The sequence below is a fragment of the Peribacillus sp. TH16 genome (genome assembly GCF_016651095.1).
GTDB lineage: Bacteria > Bacillota > Bacilli > Bacillales > DSM-1321 > Peribacillus > Peribacillus butanolivorans.
Window position 1 is genome coordinate 1,442,301 of record NZ_JAEKEM010000002.1, and the last position, 21,090, is coordinate 1,463,390.

Genomic DNA, 21,090 nt, shown 5'->3' on the forward strand with positions numbered 1-21,090 from the left:
TTTTCTTTTAAAGAAAGCGCTTTCCTAACTAAAGTATAATTTTATTATATTTATTTTTCAATACATTTTTTGAATATTTAGTATTTTCAGATTAAAACTCGTGAACAAAATGAATTCTTTATCCTTCTATATACTAAAGTTCGACTTTTTTTCCATTTTGATAAGATTCCCGTGCAGCAAAAGCGATTTCGAGTGCCTTTACGCCATCGTCTACTGTGACACTTGGTGTTCTTTTTTCAGCCACTACCTGGAAAAAGCTTGAAAGCTCCAAATTGTAGGCATCCGTAAAACGAGTTGGAAAATCCGGTAATATATCATGCAGGTTACCCGCTTTCGTTAAAATCTGAATATCATGATTTCGAAGATTCCCTATAAAGATCGAGCCTTCTGTCCCAATGACCTCTGCACGAATATCGTAGCCATAATGGGCATTACGACTTGCCTCTGCATCTCCTGCAGCCCCAGATGAAAACTCTAAATACGTAAGAGATTGATCAACATCTCCGTATTTTTCCATGAACGGGTATTTCAAGATTCGTCCATGAGCATGAACTGAAGTCACTTCGGATTTCATCAAATAACGAGCAATATCAAAATCATGGATGGAAACATCGACAAACATACCACCGCTATTCTGGATAAACGCTTCATGGGGTGCATGAGGATCACGGGAAATACCACGGAAGTATATCGGATCGCCAATATCACCAGCATTAATTCGCTTTTTCGCCTCAACGTAAGCCGGATCGAATCTACGCATAAAACCAACCTGGCATATGGTATTGTTATTTTCTATTATTCTCTTAATATCATTTGCTTCACTTAAATCTATCGTAAGTGGTTTTTCAACAAAAATAGCTTTACCTGATTCAGACGCTTTTTTCAATAAATCAAAATGTGTGCTGGTTGGAGAGGCAATAATCATTACTTCGATTGTATCGTCTTGAAGAATATCATCCGGATTGGTAGTGAAAAATGGCACTTCTAACTCTGTTGCAACACGCTTGGCTGTCTCCATGTTCACATCACATATTGCCGTAAGTTCTGCATTTCTAATTCTTGTAGCGACATTTACTGCATGCCAATATCCAAGTCTTCCAAGTCCAAGTACAGCTGCTCGAATTTTTTTTGTCATATTATTTTCTCCTTTTTAGTTAACATTCGTCACCACAGACTTACTGTGCAATGATTGATAACTTATTTCAAGATAACGGGCCATCTTAAGCGAATGATCCACGTTGTAGTCAGGATTTCCCCCTTCTAGAATACAATCATGAAAATGTTCAATCTGGTTTAAATATTGATCGTCTTTAAACTTCTCAAAAAGAATCACGCTGCCATTGTCATCTTTAACAGTTATTTTGCCGTGTTTATCATCCGATACGTCAGGACGAAAAGCGCAATCAACAGTAATGGACCCCCTTGGACCAAAGATTTCATAACGATTAATAAACGAGAGTTCCAATGAAGCTGTTACTTCAGCAGTTCGTTTCTGATCATCAATCAATACGCAAGTCGATGTTATATCCACTCCGTTGTCTTGATCCATTTTACCGCTCATTGAGATTTGGACAGGTTTAAAGCCAACAATTTGTGTCACCGCATGCAAGCCGTAACATCCGACATCTCGCATAGCACCTCCTCCTAGTTCAGGTTTCAAACGAATATCACCTGAGTCTTCAAGCATCCAGGAAAAATGAGCTTTAACATGGAGATAATTCCCGATAATACCCGATTCCAGTAATTCCCTCACTCGTTTGTGCTGACAATGAAATTGGTACATGAAAGCTTCCATAAAAACTACATTATTTTCTTGGGCTGCTGTTTTCACATCGTACATATCGGCTTCTGTTAACGCTGCTGGTTTTTCAAGAAGAACATGTTTTCCCTTTTGCATTGCCCTCACCGCCCATTTTGCATGAAGAGAGTTTGGCAAAGGGATATAGATTGCGTCAATCGATGAATCTTCAATTAGTTGTTCATACTTTCCATATATGTGCGGGGAATTGAATCGTTTGGCCTTTTCTAAGCTTTTCGATGCTACAGCTACTAATGCTAAAACGGTCTGAACGGATTAATGCCGGTAAAAATTCATCATATGCTATATTGGCAGCACTAATAATTCCCCAACGGATATTTCCCATTACTCACACTCCTTCTATTAATTTTAATGTTTGGTTTGCAACGAACCTTAAAGATATTTAATATTAAGAAAATTTAGGGAAAGCGCTTTCCTTTTTGCTATTGTAACTCACTATTTTTTATTATTCAATTACATTTACAAAAATGTAAAATTTTATTTTTCAGAATTATTAATTTTCAAATTACATACAAACGGACTTTAAAAATAGATTGTAAAACTTTTAACAAAAGTAACTGCTTTATGTATATTTTTAAGATTTGTCTGTATGAAGAAAGCTTCCAAGTAAAAATCAACAATGATTAATACAAAAGACTATATTAAAAAATGACTTTTTTTTATGTTTCTTTCCAGAAAAAAGAGGTAATAGTAAAGATACAATGATATTTAGAGGGAGCTCATCTATGGTAAACAAGATAAACGAAGAACTAGAGGCTTACTGCGCGAGCGAATATTCAAAGCTATTACGGGTAATTGTATGTGAACCAAAATATATGGAGATTCGTGAGATCATCAACGAAACACAAAAAGAGTTTAAAGATGAGAACATTGATCGTGTACTTGCTATGGAGCAGCATACCAATTTTGTAAAGTCGCTTGAACATGAAGGAATTGAAGTCATAAATCTACCACCCCAATCTGCATATCCAGAACAAGTCTTTACGAGAGATATTGGATTCACTCTTGGCAATACCGTGTACGTCGCCGAGATGGCTACAGATATCCGGCAAGGTGAAGAACTTATTTTGAAAACCTGGCTCGAAAAAAATGATGTCCCATTCTTCAACTTATGTAGGAATAGAATAGAGGGCGGGGATGTCATAATTGATGGAAAGACCATTTATATCGGGGTCAGTGATAGAACAGATAAAAAATCAATCAAGAATCTTCAAACCTTATTATCAGAATACGATATCATCCCAATTCCTTTCATTGAAAAATTCCTTCACTTGGACTGTGTATTCAATGTTATCTCACCAACGGAGGCCCTTATCTTCCCAGAAGCCCTTACAAAAAAAGAGTTAGCCTTATTAGAATCACGTTATGACATAATTGAAGTGACTAAAGAGGAGCAATTCACATTAGGAACAAACGTGCTCTCTATTGGAAAAAGAAAAGTGTTTAGTCTTCCATGCAATAAAAAAGTAAATCACAAGCTTCGTGAACGCGGATATAGCGTCATTGAAGTCGATATAAGCGAGATCATCAAGTCCGGAGGCTCTTTCCGTTGCTGCACCATGCCTCTGTTGCGAACAACGAATAAGAAAACTGAACTTGCTTAGAGAAAGAAAACTGCTCATAATCAAGATAGATTTAAACCGAACTTGCTATAATGAAGTTCGGTTTATTTTACTTTCAGAAATGAGCGCACCCTAAAGAAAGCGATCGTGCCCAGAAGGACAACTAGGAAAATAGGCAATTCTAAAATACCAAGCCCAACTTCCCTACCTACAGAAACTTGAACAGATTTCCAGCTGGTATAAAGTAAAAAAACAATAATTTCCGCCTTCAAAATCACACTCATCACCTGAGCATTTTTGTATAGACGCTCCGCATTTTGTCCCGTTACTTTTACCGAGAAATTAAAGATATACGGCACTCTCTCTAAAGTCGTCAATATTGACCATAAAAAAATACTTACGATCGGAAGAAACCAAATTACAACTCTCCCTCCCCAACCATCTGCTTCTCCTTTAGCATTAAAATGAATCGGAACCTGATCAGGTAAAGTACTCCACTCATTAATCAAATAAATCAGGTTGAGCACTATTATAATAAGTGAAAAAATATCAATTAGTTTTTCATAAATCGTTTTTGGTATCTTTAATACCGGTTGATTATTTTTCATACTTCCCCCTAATCTTACCAAAAAAGATCTTATTCCATCTGTTCTTTTATTGTATCAAGTTTAATACAATTTCAGAATCCGCTTTATTTAATTGTACATACTTGCTATGTTTACCTTTCGTCAATTTCAATATATTTTCACCAGAAATAACCCAAACATAGTAAACGACTATTTTATCCTCATTCTTTTCATCATTAAAATAAAAGATATAATCCGCTTTAGGACGATCTTTCTCCATTTTGGAATTTTCCCAGTTAATATTTTTTAATATTTCTTTTGTTTTTATAGTCTTTTCAATTTCTATACTTTCTTTATAAGCTTCAAATTTGTAGATTTTACCCTCACGCTTTTGAATCGAAATATGTTCTTGTTTATTTGAACATCCTACAGTTAACGCTAAAGATACTATGAAAAGTGCAAGTAAAAATAGTCTCCATTTCATTAATTGTCATCCCCCTTACATGAATAGACTAATAGCCAATATTTTCATTATACTAGTCTACCAGAAGCGTAATAGGAATGTGTATTTAATGACGACAAAAGAGTGCAGAACCATCTTTTCTTAAAGCAAAGAACTCCCAAGCTTTTACCTAGAGAGTTTCTGACTCTAATATCCCATGTAAATAATAGACGTTGTTCACCCAAACCAAACCGTAAATAACTCATCATTTACGCCCAGGTTGTACATATAATAGATCCCGAATACCACGCTGACCACACCTGTCAACTGAATGAGTGAGTGGTTCACTTTTATAGAAGAAGTACTTGTGTCAAAGGGGATGCTTAAAATCGTTGTAAATAGAAGCATGCCCACACATGTACCAACTCCAAATATAATAATGTAAATGGCACCCTGCCATACTGAATCTATTGTACTCATCGTAAGAAGAACCATGGCTGCACTTCCGGCAAGTCCGTGGACAATCCCAACAAACATCGATTTCAAATAGGTAGCTCTGCCTGAATGATCATGTTGATGCATTTTCTCCCAAGAAAAAATCGTCGTTATACCTAGATATACCAACATGATTCCTACAAGAAATTCTAATGACATTGCCCAGGCTTCCGAGATTTCATTTTTCAAAAGGATCAGGATGACACCAAACACCAATAGCGTAAGTGTATGACCGAGAAAGTCTTTGTTATTAATACATCATTAATTTAAACTAATTACTTAACTTTTCTTTGGTGGCATAAATTATCTTGAAAATGGTACGATAAAAACGTTGATATCTAAATAGGAAATGACTTAAAGATGGGAAAAAACGAAGATATTTTGAATTGGATAATTATGTTTCAAAAAAAAATCTTAAAAATCCTTGACCTCAACTTAGGTTTAGGTTGTATCCTTGGTAAAAAGATAAAAAATCATATGAACTATAAAATTGGACAAGTCGCAAAAATGAATCATCTAACAATGTTTCTCAATTACGGTACTATGATAATCGAGGACTGTTACCCTTTCTCAAAAGAACTGAGAAGGGAGATTGAGTTTTTGACGAAGAAGCACTGAAATATTTAGAAATGATCTTATGCTTAAAGAATACTGGGATGCCAATTAAAAAAGTTAAACAATTTATTGATTGGTCAATGAGTGGCGATGATACCATCTCCCAGAAATTAGAAATTAGGAGTGGAGTAGATGAAACGTATTTCGATTTTAATAGCTGAAGATGAGGAGGAGATTGCTGATCTGATTGCCATCCATTTAGAAAAAGAAGGATACCATGTCATTAAAGTATCTGATGGACTAGAAGCCATTCATGCTATCCAGACTCAATCGATTGATTTGCTAATTTTAGATATTATGATGCCAAAAATGGATGGATACGAAGTAACCCATCACATTCGAGGACAACATAATTTACCTATCATTTTCTTGAGTGCCAAAACTTCTGATTTCGATAAGGTACATGGACTAGTGATTGGAGCAGATGACTATATGACTAAACCATTCACCCCCATTGAATTGGTTGCTCGTGTAAATGCTCAATTGCGGCGCTTTATGAAATTGAATCAACCCAAAACAGATAATAAATTGATCTTGGAAATTGGTGGATTAGTTATTTCTCCTGATCAACGCACAGTTATTCTATATGATGAGACCATTGAGCTGACGCCTAAAGAGTTTGAGATTTTGTATTTACTAGCCAGTCATCCAAAGAAAGTTTATAGTGTGGAAAATATTTTTCAGCAGGTGTGGGGCGAAGCCTATTTTGAGGGTGGTAATACCGTTATGGTCCATATTCGTACTTTACGGAAAAAACTTAAAGAAGATAAACGGAAAAATAAATGGATTAAAACTGTATGGGGTGTCGGGTATACATTCAATGGTTAAAATCATTAGAAGTTTTCGCTCAAAAATGATAGTGTTATTCGGATTAAGTATGTTTTTTTCTGGCATCATAACTTATCTAATCTTTAAAGGACTTCAATTTTATTATCACACGATGGTTCGTTATGAGGATCCATTGGCTCGTTTTCGCTTATTTATAAACAATATTGGAGACATTAATTTCTTTTTACTACTATTTATCCCACTTTCAATCTTTTTTTTCTTTGTCCTTACTAAGCCCTACTCTACCTATTTCAAAGAGATTTCAGAAGGAATTCATTATCTCGCTCGTGGTGACTTTAAACATCGAGTTCAAATCATATCAAATGATGAATTTAGAAATATTGCGCAAGATATTAATCTGGCAAGTGAAAAATTGGAACAAGCCATAGAAAGAGGAGATTTTTCGGAAAGCAGTAAAGATCAGTTAGTAGTAAATTTAGCTCATGATTTGCGTACTCCGCTCACCTCTGTTTTAGGTTACATTGATTTAATCCTTAAGGATGAGAATCTGACTAAAGAACAAGTCAGACATTTTTTAACAATTGCCTTTACTAAATCTCAGCGTTTAGAAAGACTTATTGATGAATTATTCGAAATAACTAGAATGAACTATGGCATGCTGCCAGTTGAAAAAAAGCAAATTAATTTAAGTGACCTACTGATTCAATTAAAGGAAGAATTGTATCCTATCTTCGAGAAAAATGATTTGATAGCTCGAATGAATAGTACTCCCTATTTACCTATTATTGGTGACGGAGAGTTGTTAGCACGTGTGTTTGAAAATCTTCTGACCAATGCCAATCGTTATGGATACGATGGCCAGTTTGTAGATATTAACGGCTTTATTGATTCAGGAGAAGTGGTTGTTCAGATTGTGAATTATGGAAATAGTATTCCACCGAATGAGCTACCGCATCTTTTTGATATGTTTTATACCGGTGACAAAGCACGAACTCAACAAGAAGATAGCACAGGTCTTGGATTGTTCATTGCGAAGAATATTGTGGAGCAACATAATGGAACGATTACTGCAGAAAGTAGTTTAATACGTACGATATTTGAGGTTCGTTTACCACAGGACAGTGTACCAAATAATCAAATTTAATACCCAAGTAAATGATTTAAGAAAAATTTAATATTTACCCTACTCTTTTTTTAATAGTTTCTCCTATTATATAAGCAAGTAAGATCAAGGAGGAAACTGAAAATGAAGAAGTGGGGATTTTTATTGTTTTTAATATTGTGTTTGGGATTTGCTATCGCTAATATAACACCGTTGTTTCAAGATAAAGTAGAGTTTCAAAAAATTGTTCAAAATCATCAAGATAATATAAATTATCTAGGAAGTTCTGAACGTATCCAAAACAAGGAGATTGCAAAAGAACAGATCTATCAAGGAAATCTACTCTTGGTCAACAAGGATTATCCTGTTCACCAAGAGAGTATAAAATCAGATGTCGTAAATTTATTTACGCATAAAGAATTGAAAAAGGGATACGAGTTACTTGATAGTGATATTAGATTGTCAGAGGATGTCGCACGTAAATTTTCAGAGATGACAACTGCTGCTGAAAAAGAAGGAGTTCGTCATTTTTCAATTAGTAGTGGCTTTCGAGAATTTGATGAGCAAAGTGTACTTTACCAAGAAATGGGCTCTGACTATTCCTTGCCAGCAGGCTATAGCGAACACAATTTGGGTTTATCGCTTGATGTAGGATCTACTCAAATGAAGATGAGTGAAGCACCAGAAGGAAAGTGGATAGAAGAAAATGCTTGGAAATACGGCTTTATTTTACGCTATCCAAAGGATAAAACTGATGTCACAGGAATTCAATATGAACCGTGGCATATCCGCTATGTTGGCTTGCCTCACAGCGCGATTATGAAGGATAAGAATTTAGCTTTGGAAGAATATTTGGATTATCTAAAAGAAGAAAAGAACATTTCTGCTAGTGTTAATGCGAAAAAATATACTGTTTCTTATTACTCCATTTCTCATAGCAGTCCAATTAAAGTACCAAAGAATCTCTATTATGAGATTTCAGGCAACAATATGGATGGAGTAATTGTGACCGTGTACGAATGATAAATGGATAAAAAAAAGGAACTAAAAAAATTCTGATGACCTAATACTATCATTTCAATAAATCATTACTTCTTGATTTAGAAAGATATGATTATTTGGTTGCTCATTTCTCTAATCCTATTGCCGACACATATTTAAACTTCAAGAAAGTAATTTTTGAACAAAGTGATTATTATCCTGTGTTGTTTATAAAATTCCATCTATGTTATTCCATTAAAGGGTGCAATTGTTGAACAACATAGGTAGAAAATGATCAAACTTTTTTATAAAAATCAAACTTAAATTTGCTGGAGAAGAATCCATTTTGATCAATCTTTTTTCAAGATGGATTCTTTTTATTTATCGTAAAATACTGGTTTACGAGGTATCTTTGATCAAACTTTATTTCAAAGCTTCAGTGATAGCTCAAAAACTGACAAGGGCTTCTATATAAGCATAACTGAACCTCTCTTAAATAAACAATGTCCTTTTCCACCCATCTGGCCAATTGATATAGGCACTATCGCCTAAATATCGTCATCAATCGTCTGAAACACAATCATATTCTTTTCATCCACATAAAGGATGTCTCCATCCATTAATTCTTTGTATTCCTTAAGACGAATCCCAATTTCTTTCCCATGATCCGTTTTCGCTCATAGAATTTGTTTTCTTAATGCATCACTTTCTAAACCCTTTTCATATGTTTCGTGTTTTTTTCAAAAAACTCTATATTTCCTAATACCTTTTCCAGAATCATGGTATCATCTCAGAATAAAAAGTATCGTTGTGCCATCGGCAGGACTTCTGCGGGCTCACACGTAATTAAATCACCGTCCACCGTCACTTCATACGTTTGCGGATCAACCTCTATGACGGGGGTTTCCCCATTTAACTTCATATCTTTTTTTGTAAGATTACGAATATTCGAGACAGTCTTCATTATTTTTTTCAAACCCAGGTCTTTGTGAATTCCTGCTTCATAGGACGCCTTTGATAGGAACGTAATGGACGTACTCGCTACAGCCTGGCCATAACTCGCAAACATCGGACGGTATAACACAGGTTGAGGCGTTGGAATCGAGGCATTGGGGTCACCCATAATACTGTGGGCAATCATGCCGCCTTTTAATACCATATCTGGTTTCACTCCAAAAAAGGCTGGATCCCAGAGCACCAAGTCGGCGAATTTCCCTTCTTCTACCGAACCAACCACATCAGAGATTCCATGGGTAATGGCAGGGTTTATCGTATACTTGGCGACATAACGCTTCACGCGTAAATTGTCTCCTTCCCCTGTTTCTTCTTTCATTTTCCCCCGTTGCTTTTTCATCTTATCTGCTGTCTGCCATGTCCGTAATATGACTTCGCCTACACGTCCCATTGCTTGAGAATCCGAGCTAATCATACTAAAAACGCCCAGGTCATGCAGAATGTCTTCAGCGGCTATCGTCTCTTTCCTTATTCGGGAATCAGCAAAAGCGATATCTTCTGGTACGGATGGATCCAAATGATGGCAGACCATAAGCATGTCCAAATGCTCTTCTAGAGTATTGATTGTGTAAGGCCGGGTAGGATTAGTCGAGGATGGAAGAATGTTGGAGTAGCTTGCCGCCTTGATGATATCAGGAGCATGCCCGCCACCTGCACCTTCAGTATGATATGTATGAATCACACGGCCCCCGATCGCTTTAATCGTATCCTCAACAAAACCTCCTTCATTAAGCGTGTCAGAATGAATCGCTACCTGAACATCGTATTCATCCGCCACCGTTAAACTTGTATCGATTGCAGCGGCCGTCGTTCCCCAATCTTCATGCAATTTCAGCCCAATCGCACCAGCTTCTATTTGTTCAGCTAGAGGTTCTTTGGCCGAGGAATTACCTTTCCCTAAAAACCCAAGATTCATAGGGAAATGATCTGCTGCCTCAAGCATTTTATGTATATTCCAGGCTCCTGGCGTACATGTCGTGGCGTTCGATCCCGTTGCCGGTCCGGTTCCGCCGCCAATCATCGTGGTAATTCCGCTTGATAGTGCAGTCTCAATTTGCTGCGGCGCAATGAAGTGGATGTGAGCATCAATGCCTCCGGCTGTTATTATCTTTCCTTCAGCTGCAATTATTTCAGTTGCAGCCCCAATCACCATAGTCACTCCATCCATCAATAGCGGGTTGCCAGCCTTGCCGATAGCTGCAATATTTCCATCCTTCACGCCGATATCTGCTTTATAAATTCCTGTATAATCGACGATGATTGAATTGGTGAAAACGAGATCCATGACCTCGTCTCTTGAAGCAGTAGGATGTTGACCCATACCATCACGAATCACCTTACCTCCGCCGAATTTCACTTCATCTCCGTATTTTGTAAAATCCTTTTCTATTTCTATGAAAAGCACTGTATCTGCCAATCTAATTAAATCGCCAGTTGTCGGACCAAACATGTCTGCATATTGCTTACGTGACATTTCATGACTCATATTTCCCAATTCCCATCGAGCGGACCATTAGTTTGATTGCTTAATCCATAAACTTCCCTCTTGCCGCTAAATGGCACCAGTTCTATTTCTTTGGCATCTCCCGGCTCAAAACGGACCGCTGTGCCGGCAGGAATGTTTAGCCTTTTCCCAAAAGCATCTTCCCTAGAAAATTCCAACCCAAGATTCACTTCGTAAAAGTGAAAATGTGAGCCAATTTGAATCGGCCGGTCTCCCCTATTGGTCACGGAGATGACTGTCAAAGGCTTCCCTACATTACATACAATCGGTCCTTTTTTCAAAATATATTCTCCAGGTATCATGGCTTAAAACTCCTTACTGAATCGGATTATGAACCGTCACAAGCTTTGTACCATCAGGAAAAGTCGCTTCCACTTGAATATCGTGAATAATCTCCGGGATTCCTTCCATCACATCTTCACTTGAAAGAATTGTCTTTCCAAACTGCATCAGTTCTGCGACAGACTTACCATCGCGTGCCCCTTCCACAATTTCATATGTGATCAAGGCAATCGATTCCGGATAGTTCAATTTCAAGCCGCGATTTTTTCGTCTTCTTGCCAAATCTGCTGCCACTACGACCATTAATTTTTCTTGCTCCCTAGCTGTTAAGCGCATGCCCTCTCTCCTTCTGCCAATCAAAACCATAAAGCACCTTATAATAAGAGTCTATTAAAGATACAACACACAATATTAGTCATTACCTAACGCACTTACGTTATATAACATAACATATATCTAATTATATTAAATTTTCTGATAATTTCAAGTGTAAAAATGAAATTATTTGTAAATTAATATACACCTCTCGTTTTGAAAGTGCTTACCTAAAATTTGATAATACCCAAACAACCTTGATATAATTTCATGAGGAACTATTTGCTAAAAAAGTAGTGAGAGGGGAACAAAAAAATGAGTTATGTGAAAAATCAACTTAAAGTTATGCGCGAAAATTTACTAAAAGAAATCGAGGGATTAAGTCCAGAGCTTATGGATGTGCAGCCGAAAGGGTTCAATAATACAATCCATTGGCATCTTGGACATGTCCTATCCGCAGCGGAAAAATTTTTATTGGACTCCCCAAATAACAGCAACTTGCCTGCTAATTACGGACAACTATTTGGATACGGTTCAAAACCAGCTGACTGGACAGGCGATATCCCTTCTGTTGAAGTTTTAAAGCAGCAGTTACAAGAACAACTTGGCCGGCTTCTTGAAATTCCGGAAGAAAGCTTGAACGAAAAAGTAGCACAACCTTTCAGAGAAATGGAAACAGTAGGAGAGTTTATTAACTTCGTAGTCCTACACGAGGCAAGTCACATTGGACAAATTCATGCGATGAAACTTCTCATCCAATCCTAACTAATAAACCACAAGCTGCCATTCCGATTTTTCGATAAAAACCGGAGTGGCAGAAATTTCTTGTTAAATAAATCTCGATTTACTTAACAAGGAACAACCTTGATATAATTCGAAGGACGTTTTTATATAATTACATATCATTCACAGGAGCTAAAAAAGGGGGATCTAGCATGAATCCATTACAGAAACGATTCTCACTAATTAGAGGGAAATTTTTCGAACGAGCTATTGATTGTGTTACTCCTGAACTGGCAAGCATTCAGCCAATAGGATTCAACAACAACATTCACTGGCATCTTGGCCATACGTTGTTCGTAACAGAAAAATTCTTGCTCGATCATCCGCGAGCAGGGAACTTGCCAGACAATTATGTTAATTTCTTTGCACAAGGTACAAGTCCGGCTGACTGGACAGACGATGTTCCATCAGTTAACGTTTTAATTCAGCAATTTAAAGAACAGCTTAATCGCCTTCTGGCCATTCCTGAAGAACGCTTAAATGAAAAACTGGAGAAACCATTCAAAGGTTTTAGAACTTATAGCGAAATGGTCAATCTTGCACTTTTCCACGAAACGTACCACATGGGACAAATTCACGTGATGTTACGAGTGATTAATGCAGCCCAAAAATAAAAGCCCCCGCTTTTCAAAGCGTGAGGCTTTTTTCATTAATACTCATTAAAATATGATAATCAAAGACCCCCACTTCAACTTTACATCATCTGGTTGTCCATATAATCGTTATAGGCTTTTTCAGCAGCGGCTTCTGAAGAAAATAAAGCATCATCATCTTCAATTGTATGAAATGTATCGTTCAGAAACAAAGCAACTGCATTAGGATCTTTTGGATGAGGGACAATTTCTGCTGCCCTCACATTCGAAACAGTAGGAACATGGGGATTATTATAAATTACAAATACCTCGTCACCTACTTGTACTTCTTTCGCATTGATAATACCCATTGAATTCTTCCTTTCCTTTACAGATTTTCTTTAGTTTATGGAAAGGTGCTTAGAATTATTATATAAAATCACATTGCCAGCGACATAACTAAATAGGACTCCTTCGTGATCGAAGGAGTCTCCTTATTCATTTAAGCATATTCATCTTCTGCAAAAACTCAATCGGATGTTGTTTACGGAAAAATTCTCTTAACATATAGGCAACACCGTGTTCATCATTAGAGCGGGTCACCCATTTCGCGACTTTCTTAACTTCCTGATCTGCGTTGCCCATGGCAACACCCAGACCAGATCCAGCTATCATCTCCATATCATCTAACCCGTCTCCAATCGAGACAATTTCACTTCTTTTTACCTTTAAATGATCTGCTAAATACAATACACCGCTCCACTTGGATACACCCTTTGGAACAACCGTCAGCTTGTATCCTGGATGTAAGATAACATCAACCTCCGGGAACATATCCTTTATCAGTTTTAGCATATCTGTTTGGTCACTTTGTTCCGAAAAAATGATATCTATTTTTGTCGGAGCCATTGGCTTATCAATTAACTCTTCACTGATATCATCCACATAATTTTGAGCATATATATTTTGATCATTCAAATACATAACTGATTTACCGAGCAAATTCTCTGGAAGGTTGACTCGATTGCCAAGCGAGTATTTTTCATGAATGAGTAGAATTTGGCAGGTAGTTTTTTCAAGCATTTGAACTAGTTCCACAGTCAATTCTTCTGAAATTCTTTTCACCAATATAGGCTTCTCAATTGATGCTCCAACAAAAGCTCCCTGCTGAGCAACGATCATCGGATTTATTTTTAGGGCTTTGGCCGCTTTTTTTGCAGAGTGATAGTTTCTTGACGTCACAAGCGCAACATGGACACCTTTTTGGTGCACATAATCAATTGCTTCTTTAGTTGATTTATTTAAACGGCCATTCGACTGGAGCAATGTTCCGTCAATATTAATCGCAAGTAGACGATATACCATGTTGATCTCCCCCATCTATAGTATCCTCTTTCAAATTTATGACTAAAATTTGAAGAGTAGAACAAATAGAAGTTCAGAGCACCTTACACTCGATTTGGCACTAACTTTTCCGACAAAAAAACTCCCTACCATAAAGGCAGGGAGTTCTCAACAGCTTACTACTGTTGTTCAGGCAGACCATATAAATCTTCAAGCGGCTTCATGATAATTTTATTAAGGTCAGCAATGACCATGCTCATCCTTTGTTCCGCTTCCATCAATTTTGAGATGGTTGGGTTTTGTTGAACAAGCTGTACTGTTTTTTGTGCTTGCTCCACCTCTTCCGGAGCAATTTCCTGCCCCATCATTTGCTTTTGTTGCAAAGACATCTGCAAATTTCGAAAGTTTTCAAACATTCCTTTTGTTGCTTCATCCGAATTGACGATTTCATATAAGCGTTGCAAGTCGGCATATTCATTACTTGCTCGAATTGCCTTTTCCATTTCATATGCTGCATCATATACGTTACTCATGGTTTTCCCCTCCCAGTAATCATTGTATTCCTACACCTTTACCACTATAACAAATCCCTTTGCTAATTACACGTCATCCTAATAAAACAGTTACAAAACCTTGGAATAAACCGATGATTCCTCCAAGCAATGCTCCAAGGTATGTGATCATTGACAATTCCTTCTTAGTGATGGAAACGACCATTTCCTCAAGTCGCGAAACGGAAAATGAGGCCACCTGTTCTTCCACAATATCATCCAAATGAAGCTTTTGGAAAAGCGGCTGAAAGTGATTAATTAAATAGTCGGCACCTTTTTCCACAAGAATTGGGACCCCTTTTTCAACAATCTTATCAGAGAAATTGGCAGTCAACTCACGAACTGGTTTTTCCATGATAGTAGCGACTGGTATCATTTCTGTCGTTTTTTCGGTAATAAACTGTCTTATCGTTTCTTTCCCAATCAAGCTTTCTACTTTCATAACATCCCATTTCTCGAGGTTTTCCCACTCTTTTACCATCATCACTGACAATATATCAATAGTTCGTGATTGTTCAAAAAATTTAATGATTTCCGGCTGAATTTTATCAATTAACTTTTCATTCCCGATAAACATCTGAATTAAATTGATCAATTTACCCCGTTCCTTGAAAAAATCATCCAACATGTCTTCAAGGCGCCCCTTACCTTCTTCACTGTTAAAATATTCTTTTCCTTTTGTTACGATGAATCGAGAAATATCCGGGATCGACTCCACTGCTTTTTGCTGAATGTGCAATGGGACGATGTCCTGTAAGCTCTTGCCGCTATTTTCGTCCAACCATGTTTCGTATTTACCAAGAACGAAAGTCTGTAATTGCTGTTCTAACGAGAAGGAAGAATTCTTCATTCCCAATTGATCAAGCAATTGAGCTGTACTTTTTTCCGTGGACAACGCTTTCTTTACTTCTGCCTGAACGAAAATTTTCATATTCTGTATAGAGGCATCATTGATAACCTTACTTTGAATGCTTTCAGGTGTGATTAAATGTTCAACGACCAATTTACCTAACTGACTAGCTAACTCATCTTGCCGCTTAGGAATTAAACCTGGTGTCAACGGCAGCTGTTTCCCGAAAATATAGATTGGTTTATAAGGTCTAAACAGCATCCGGATAGCCAATAAATTAGTGAACCCTCCAATTACAGCACCAACAACAACCATAAACAGTATTTTTACCCAAAACTCATCCATGAGGATTTCTCCTTTTGTTGCTTGAAATAAAGGCTTAATGACACGTTCTAATTGGAAAAACATAGAATGTGTTATCCACTTTTGCCCATCATTTAATTATAAAAGGATATCAAACTTAGTGCAAACGGGGAATTATAATGAATCTTAAATTTCAAAAAATTTTCATTACGGTAAATCCTGCAATCACTAGAAAGAAGGCACTACTGTTCATCGAAGAAAAATTATTCGAGGCGTGGGATCTTCAATATGGGGAACCCCTTACGCTTATGGCGGGATGCCGTTCCGTTCCTGTACTCGTCCAACCATTCCCTTCATCCCAGCCAACAATAAAGCTTTCATTTGATACAAAACAAATTTTATCCCTGCCTGCTTTTTCAGACCCAATTTCCGTGACCTTCCATGCGGAGGATAGATCAATAAATATAGGGCCCTTCTTTGCTGCACTCATCAACCAACTTCCCTTGAAAGATGGGACATTTGGGGAGATGGAAAAATTTTATCAGGAGATGAAATCCTACTGTCATCAACAAGGCTTTTCCTTCTTTTTAGTAGGAATACAGTCTCTAAAAGAAGGCGTAGTGGAAGGATATTGGCCAGGGCAAAATGGGTGGCAAACCCTTACTCTACCTATCCCTAATGTGTTTTATAATCGGATTCATTCGCGCAGAATGGAAGAATCGCCAACCTTCGATCTGTTTACAAATGAACTAAAATCATATTCAATCCCGATGTTTAATGGAGGGTTTCTTTCTAAGTTCGATGTACATGAGCTTCTTCTCTTAGAATATGAACTGCTTTCAAATCTGCCTGATACCATACTTTTTAACGAGAAGGAAGCCTTCTTTACATTTTTAGAGAACCATTCTGTTATCTATTTAAAGCCTACTTCCGGCAGTCAAGGAAGGAATATTTGCAGGTTAACACAAGTAGATGGAAAATGGAAAATCGAGCAAACCGGACATATACAAAATGTGCATATTGCGGATACGAATGAAAAGTTGTATAACGCCTTGAAAAAATTCTGCAGAAAACAAGCCTACATCCTTCAAAAGGGGATTTCCTTGTTTGAAATCGATCAGAGAAAAGTTGATTTCCGAATCCTTCTTCATCAAAACGAGCAGTTTCAATGGAAAGTTACCTCCATGGTTGCCCGGATAGGAGATCCAGGTAATATCGTTTCCAATCTTGCACAGGGCGGTATGATGAAAAACGGCTCAGACTTTTTAAAGGAAGTATTTGACCCTCAGGAAGCCGCACGTTTGCACCAAAAGCTTATAAGACTTGCTAAAAAAACTGCCCATACTTTGGCAGAAAATCATGATGATTTATTCGGGGAGCTCGGAATCGATTTAGCACTTGATGTTGACACACACCCTTGGATTATTGAAGTGAACTCGAAACCTTCGAAAAAATTTCAGGGCAACTATGAAACCTTTCGTCCATCAGTAAAGTCCATTGTTGAATTTATGCTTACTCTTGACCGAGAAAACCATCCATAAAAGGAGTTGCTGGCACGTGTTAATAGGATTAATGGCAACGTCAGATACACATGAAAATCATTATTTTACTGAAATAGCAAAAGCAGCTAAATCATTTAATATGAATGTATGTAAATTCACACCCGAGAATATTGATATCGATGTGAAGAAAGTTCGAGGAGAACGTTTTGATGCCGAAAAGGAAACATGGCGCTCTGAATCATTTGATCTCCCTGATTTTGTATATGACCGCTGTTTCCATGGCTTATCTCGTGTTTCGACGGAAATGCGCGATAAAATCAATTGGTTAAAAGTTAACTCAAGTTTCCTTGGCCTTGGCCTTCCAGGAAAGTGGGAAGTTTATCAAATTTTAAAAAAACATCCCCTGCTAGAGGCATTTTTTCCAGAAACCGTTCAAGTTACCACACCTGAAGAAATCAGCGGGCATTTGGAACGTCTGGATAAAATTATTATCAAACCAGAGTTTGGAGCAGGTGGTACGGGAATCTATCTTCTCACAAAAACCGAAGGCGGCACATTGGTGTCCATGACAAAAAAGGGCACCAAATACGACCGTAAATTTGACTCTAAATCTCAACTGAACAAATGGCTGCAGCATTTATTAAATCGATATAGTTACCTTTGTCAGCCTTATTTAGAACTTTGCAACCAGAAAAAGGAACCGTTCGATTTACGAATTTTACTTCAAAAAAACGAAAAAAATCAGTGGATGGAACGCGGCAGAGGCATTCGCCTGGGACAACAAGATGGAATCACGTCCAATTTAGCCACTGGTGGGGAAGCTATTTCGCTCGAGGCTTTCATCAAAAAAAATCCTGAATCTATTCCAATTGCTGCCGAACAAAAAATCCAGCATATCCTCCGTACCTTACCTGTCGAAACCGAAGCCGTTTTTGAAAGGCTATTTGAGCTAGGAATCGACCTAGGCATTGATAAAAAAGGGCAAATATGGATAATGGATATTAACTCAAAACCAGGTAGGAAAATCATCCAAACACTTCAACCTGAATCGATGAAGGATATCCATCGCGCACCGTTCCAATATAGCCAATTTTTAGCCGATCATCTTCAGAAAGCAGGTGAATAGAGAGTGAGAAAGACTTATCCTGCCGAGATTGCCGATACTCCCGGCAACGTTCTCTTCTATCCATCAGAGCTTGGAGATTTGGCAGAGATTGAATTAATATATTTTGGCCAGCATTCATGTCCTGCCATTGTTAAACAAAATCCTGCAATCAAGCAAACAATCGTCCTGTCAGAAAGTCTCGCGGAATCTTTAATATTTACTCAGGTCGATATGCCTCTTCATCTATTTATATACGGTAAGAGCATTCATATTGGGCCAGTCGTCGGGATATTTTCATCAGGTTTTACCGGCATTTCAAACAAACCGCTCGGGGAACGTTCAGATTTTTTTTCAAAACTCCTTTCTCTGAGCCAAACAACAGGCTGTATCCCTTTTGTTTTCGGTGAAAATGTAATCAATTGGGAAAAAGAAACAATCAAGGGCTATGTCTATGAGAACGATGACTGGAATATTAACGAATTTCCTTTTCCAAATGTCATCTATGACCGGCTCCCTAACCGTTTGACGGAAAACCGGGATGGCCCTAAGGAAGTGAAACAGAAATTCCAAAAAGAGTATACAATTCCTTGGTACAATCCAGGTTTTTTTAATAAATGGGATATAAATGAACGGTTATGTGCGGATGAGCGTGCACTTCCTTTTTTACCGGAAACGTATCCTTTTCAATCTCTGTCCGTCGTAGAAACCCTGCTTTCTCATTACCGCCAAGTTTATATAAAGCCTATTCATGGCAGCCTTGGGCTTGGAATTCACCAAATTCTTTATGATAAACATGAAAATGTCTACTATTGTCGTTATAAAAATGATGCTCAGGAAAATAAATTGCAAAAGTTTTCTACTTTAGAATCCATTGTAAAACACATCTTTCATAATCGACCGCTTGAAAATCTCATTGTGCAGCAGGGCATACCATTAATTCGTTCTTCTAAACGACCTGTAGATTTCCGAGTGCATACGAACAAGGACAGCAAGGGAATTTGGCAGGTAACTGCAATCGCCGCAAAAATAGCCGGCGCTGGAAGCGTTACTACCCACATTAAAAGCGGAGGTGTCATCAAGACGATTGCCGAGCTATATGGTGATGATGATGAGGCGAAAGAAGTCGAACGAAAGCTTTCGGAAGCCGCCCTAATATTAAGTGAAAGTATTGAAGAGCACTTAGATGGCATCATTGCAGAAATCGGTTTTGATTTTGGATTAGATAAAAAAGGGCAAGTTTGGATGTTTGAAGCTAATTCTAAACCAGGACGTTCAATCTTTTCCCATCCAAAACTCAAAGAGTTCGAGCTGCTAACAAGAAAGCTCAGCCTTGATTATGCTATTTATCTTACGGAACAAACCATTACAAATGCTGTCGGTGTGCAGAGATGAATATTTTTTACGATATTCCAACTGAAAGCTGGTACCACGACCAAGAAAACATGCAACTATTCGCCGGCGCGGAAAAAGAGGAAATACACTATAAACAGAATCAAAATAATCAAACACTTATTCCTATTTCTATTTTTCCAGGTAGCCGGATGCTCGTCGTCGGAATTTTAACTTCTTCAAATCCCAAAAAGGAATCAGGAATAGGGGGAAACTTGACCCTTTTTCAGGATTTATCACTATATTTGCTGGAACATGGGATTTTAGTGTTTGTATTTACGGTTGAGACCTTTCATTCCATCCCAGTAAAAGGCTTCCTTTTTTCCTCCATTTCAAACAAATGGATCGAGGTTAAGATGCCGCTTCCCGATATAGTTTATAACCGAATTCCCTCAAGGAGCTTCGAGGCATCAGAGGATTTTCAACGGCTTATCAACTACTTTCAAGATCATGGTATGAACCTTTTCAATCCTTGTTTTTTAGATAAATATATGATGTATGAAGCATTGATGGAAGATGGCTCCCTCACCAACCATCTTCCATCAACAATTATCCTAGGTGATTGCGATGGACTGAGGGCTTTTTTAAAATCCCACAGACATATTTACCTAAAACCATCTAAAGGAAGCCAAGGGAAAGGTATTTACACACTAATAGAGAATCCTGATGAAACTCTTCAGTTTAATAGCCTAAAACATAGTGAATCCTTCCCAAATTTCTCCTCATTTTGGGAGCATAAAAAAATGCTACTGATGAGAAGAGCCTATCTCGCCCAACGCGCGGTTATACCAAAGAAACTGAATGGACATCGTTATGATTACCGAGTTCTCGTTCATTATGAAAATGGGTTCTATAAAATTACTGGTAAGGCTGTACGGATGTCACAAACCCAGGAAATCACAACCCATACTCCAAGAGGCGGGAAACTTTTCCCTTACAAAAACTTACAATCGAGGAATTTAAACCGGAAGTTGGCGTACATTGCTCAAAAGTGCGGTCTGATTCTTTCGAAGAAATTCGGCTTTCTCGGGGAATTCTCTATTGATATTGGCGAAGATTCAACAGGATCACTCTTCATTTACGAAGTAAACTCTAAACCCATGCAATTTGATGAAGAAGAAATTGAAGCAAGCCGACTCTTGCATTTGAAAAACCTGTTTATTGAATTAACTTTATTAAATCAAACGAGAAAATAACCTCCATCT

Annotated in this window: 22 protein-coding genes and 3 pseudogenes; 11 read left to right on the forward strand and 14 right to left on the reverse strand. The window is 37.6% G+C overall.

Annotated elements, in window-relative coordinates:
• Nucleotides 1-133 precede the first annotated feature (133 nt).
• The 3 genes from iolG to JFV29_RS06960 are packed head-to-tail and all read right to left on the reverse strand — an operon-like array spanning nt 134 to nt 2,144.
• Nucleotides 134-1,135 (reverse strand): inositol 2-dehydrogenase, encoded by a 1,002-nt coding sequence (gene iolG / locus JFV29_RS06950; RefSeq protein ID WP_201181995.1) that lies wholly within the window; start codon nt 1,133-1,135, stop codon nt 134-136.
• 15 nt (nt 1,136-1,150) lie between these two features.
• A complete protein-coding gene (locus tag JFV29_RS06955) occupies nt 1,151-1,996 on the reverse strand; it encodes a Gfo/Idh/MocA family protein (protein WP_342366540.1) in 846 nt (281 codons plus the stop codon).
• Entirely contained in the window at nt 1,980-2,144 is a 165-nt protein-coding gene (locus JFV29_RS06960; protein ID WP_201181997.1) for a hypothetical protein, read from the reverse strand. Before JFV29_RS06960 ends, JFV29_RS06955 begins: the two co-directional genes overlap by 17 nt.
• A 400-nt stretch (nt 2,145-2,544) precedes the next feature.
• Between JFV29_RS06960 and JFV29_RS06965 the strand changes: the two genes are divergently transcribed.
• Nucleotides 2,545-3,423 carry a dimethylarginine dimethylaminohydrolase family protein gene (locus JFV29_RS06965; RefSeq protein ID WP_180319920.1) on the forward strand — a complete coding sequence of 293 codons (879 nt, stop codon included), beginning with the start codon at nt 2,545-2,547 and terminating at the stop codon, nt 3,421-3,423.
• Between the two features lie 62 nt (nt 3,424-3,485).
• On the opposite strand, the gene JFV29_RS06970 is transcribed toward JFV29_RS06965, so the two are convergent.
• From JFV29_RS06970 to JFV29_RS06980, 3 genes and pseudogenes are all read right to left on the reverse strand, one after another.
• On the reverse strand, nt 3,486-3,989 hold the full coding sequence (locus JFV29_RS06970; protein WP_201181999.1) for a DUF1648 domain-containing protein: 504 nt from the start codon (nt 3,987-3,989) through the stop codon (nt 3,486-3,488).
• Nucleotides 3,990-4,035: 46 nt separating this feature from the next.
• Entirely contained in the window at nt 4,036-4,431 is a 396-nt protein-coding gene (locus JFV29_RS06975; RefSeq protein ID WP_056527973.1) for a hypothetical protein, read from the reverse strand.
• A gap of 195 nt (nt 4,432-4,626) precedes the next feature.
• Nucleotides 4,627-5,121, reverse strand: a pseudogene (locus JFV29_RS06980) (urease accessory protein UreH domain-containing protein); the annotation flags it as partial.
• 240 nt (nt 5,122-5,361) lie between these two features.
• On the opposite strand from JFV29_RS06980, the pseudogene JFV29_RS31590 reads away from it, so the two are divergent.
• From JFV29_RS31590 to vanY, 4 genes and pseudogenes are all read left to right on the forward strand, one after another.
• A pseudogene (locus JFV29_RS31590) lies at nt 5,362-5,618 on the forward strand (MerR family transcriptional regulator); the annotation flags it as partial.
• A gap of 13 nt (nt 5,619-5,631) precedes the next feature.
• Entirely contained in the window at nt 5,632-6,327 is a 696-nt protein-coding gene (gene vanR, locus JFV29_RS06990) for a vancomycin resistance response regulator transcription factor, VanR-F/VanR-M family (protein ID WP_201182001.1), read from the forward strand.
• Nucleotides 6,320-7,432 carry a sensor histidine kinase gene (locus JFV29_RS06995; protein ID WP_201182003.1) on the forward strand — a complete coding sequence of 371 codons (1,113 nt, stop codon included), beginning with the start codon at nt 6,320-6,322 and terminating at the stop codon, nt 7,430-7,432. The genes vanR and JFV29_RS06995 overlap by 8 nt, the downstream gene beginning before the upstream one ends.
• Before the next feature lie 102 nt (nt 7,433-7,534).
• Nucleotides 7,535-8,413, forward strand: a complete 879-nt coding sequence (gene vanY / locus JFV29_RS07000) for a VanY-A/VanY-F/VanY-M family D-Ala-D-Ala carboxypeptidase (RefSeq protein ID WP_201182005.1) — start codon at nt 7,535-7,537, stop codon at nt 8,411-8,413.
• 506 nt (nt 8,414-8,919) lie between these two features.
• Here vanY and ureE read toward each other — a convergent pair.
• The 4 genes and pseudogenes from ureE to JFV29_RS07020 all read right to left on the reverse strand — a co-directional run.
• Nucleotides 8,920-9,033 (reverse strand): annotated as a pseudogene (gene ureE, locus JFV29_RS31595) (urease accessory protein UreE); the annotation flags it as partial.
• Between the two features lie 128 nt (nt 9,034-9,161).
• Entirely contained in the window at nt 9,162-10,871 is a 1,710-nt protein-coding gene (gene ureC / locus JFV29_RS07010; RefSeq protein WP_201182007.1) for an urease subunit alpha, read from the reverse strand.
• Nucleotides 10,868-11,191, reverse strand: a complete 324-nt coding sequence (locus tag JFV29_RS07015) for an urease subunit beta (protein ID WP_057219534.1) — start codon at nt 11,189-11,191, stop codon at nt 10,868-10,870. Before JFV29_RS07015 ends, ureC begins: the two co-directional genes overlap by 4 nt.
• A gap of 13 nt (nt 11,192-11,204) precedes the next feature.
• Nucleotides 11,205-11,507, reverse strand: coding sequence for an urease subunit gamma (locus tag JFV29_RS07020; protein WP_201182009.1), 303 nt, complete (start codon nt 11,505-11,507; stop codon nt 11,205-11,207).
• A gap of 294 nt (nt 11,508-11,801) precedes the next feature.
• Between JFV29_RS07020 and JFV29_RS07025 the strand changes: the two genes are divergently transcribed.
• The gene (locus tag JFV29_RS07025; protein WP_056527958.1) at nt 11,802-12,251 is read left to right on the forward strand and encodes a DinB family protein; all 450 of its coding nucleotides are present in this window, start codon (nt 11,802-11,804) and stop codon (nt 12,249-12,251) included.
• A 170-nt stretch (nt 12,252-12,421) separates the two neighbouring features.
• On the forward strand, nt 12,422-12,883 hold the full coding sequence (locus JFV29_RS07030) for a DinB family protein (protein WP_201182011.1): 462 nt from the start codon (nt 12,422-12,424) through the stop codon (nt 12,881-12,883).
• Between the two features lie 80 nt (nt 12,884-12,963).
• Here JFV29_RS07030 and JFV29_RS07035 read toward each other — a convergent pair whose 3' ends face one another.
• The 4 genes from JFV29_RS07035 to JFV29_RS07050 all read right to left on the reverse strand — a co-directional run bounded on the left by JFV29_RS07035 (nt 12,964) and on the right by JFV29_RS07050 (nt 15,931).
• Nucleotides 12,964-13,212, reverse strand: coding sequence for a transcriptional regulator SplA domain-containing protein (locus tag JFV29_RS07035; RefSeq protein WP_053344899.1), 249 nt, complete (start codon nt 13,210-13,212; stop codon nt 12,964-12,966).
• Nucleotides 13,213-13,339: 127 nt separating this feature from the next.
• On the reverse strand, nt 13,340-14,206 hold the full coding sequence (locus JFV29_RS07040; RefSeq protein ID WP_201182013.1) for a Cof-type HAD-IIB family hydrolase: 867 nt from the start codon (nt 14,204-14,206) through the stop codon (nt 13,340-13,342).
• Between the two features lie 158 nt (nt 14,207-14,364).
• A complete protein-coding gene (locus tag JFV29_RS07045; RefSeq protein WP_053344898.1) occupies nt 14,365-14,718 on the reverse strand; it encodes a YlbF family regulator in 354 nt (117 codons plus the stop codon).
• 73 nt (nt 14,719-14,791) lie between these two features.
• Nucleotides 14,792-15,931 carry a DUF445 domain-containing protein gene (locus JFV29_RS07050; RefSeq protein WP_201182015.1) on the reverse strand — a complete coding sequence of 380 codons (1,140 nt, stop codon included), beginning with the start codon at nt 15,929-15,931 and terminating at the stop codon, nt 14,792-14,794.
• A gap of 137 nt (nt 15,932-16,068) precedes the next feature.
• Between JFV29_RS07050 and JFV29_RS07055 the strand changes: the two genes are divergently transcribed.
• Genes JFV29_RS07055 through JFV29_RS07070 form a run of 4 tightly spaced genes read left to right on the forward strand, consistent with a single transcriptional unit; the run spans nt 16,069 to nt 21,081 of the window.
• Complete coding sequence (locus JFV29_RS07055; protein WP_201182017.1) at nt 16,069-17,430, forward strand: YheC/YheD family endospore coat-associated protein; 1,362 nt, start codon at nt 16,069-16,071, stop codon at nt 17,428-17,430.
• A 16-nt stretch (nt 17,431-17,446) separates the two neighbouring features.
• Nucleotides 17,447-18,517 (forward strand): YheC/YheD family endospore coat-associated protein, encoded by a 1,071-nt coding sequence (locus JFV29_RS07060; protein ID WP_201182019.1) that lies wholly within the window; start codon nt 17,447-17,449, stop codon nt 18,515-18,517.
• 3 nt (nt 18,518-18,520) lie between these two features.
• Complete coding sequence (locus tag JFV29_RS07065) at nt 18,521-19,888, forward strand: YheC/YheD family endospore coat-associated protein (RefSeq protein WP_053344894.1); 1,368 nt, start codon at nt 18,521-18,523, stop codon at nt 19,886-19,888.
• On the forward strand, nt 19,885-21,081 hold the full coding sequence (locus JFV29_RS07070) for a YheC/YheD family endospore coat-associated protein (protein WP_201182021.1): 1,197 nt from the start codon (nt 19,885-19,887) through the stop codon (nt 21,079-21,081). Before JFV29_RS07065 ends, JFV29_RS07070 begins: the two co-directional genes overlap by 4 nt.
• The last annotated feature ends 9 nt before the right edge of the window (nt 21,082-21,090 follow it).